The organism is Citrobacter sp. VF227, assembly GCF_052950715.1.
In genome coordinates, this window is sequence record NZ_JBRFVF010000717.1 from 1 (window position 1) to 265 (window position 265).

General features: G+C 58.5%; 1 protein-coding gene. It reads right to left on the reverse strand.

Features of this window, described 5'->3' with window-relative positions:
* The coding region (locus ACU8YC_RS28705; RefSeq protein ID WP_446896479.1) for a DNA adenine methylase at window positions 1-232 on the reverse strand (232 nt) is incomplete at its 3' end.
* Window positions 233-265: the final 33 nt, after the last annotated feature.

Sequence of the window (265 nt, forward strand, 5' to 3'; positions counted from 1 at the left end):
TGTTCAGAAAAACCGATGCACTGCCGGCAAACGGCTCAATCAGACACTCCACGTATTCCGGTGAAGGCAGGGCGGCAAGCAGGGCCGGCATACTCCGGGTTTTGGCCCCGACCCATTTCAGATACGGCGACACAATCCCCGCATACTGCGGATGTCCCATACCCGGTACGCCCCTGTCTGAGTGGGAGAAACGCCCCATATTTCCCGCTTCCTTCTGTCCGTTCTCTGCCATCCCCGTCCCTGTTGATGTAAAAACAGGGGCCGG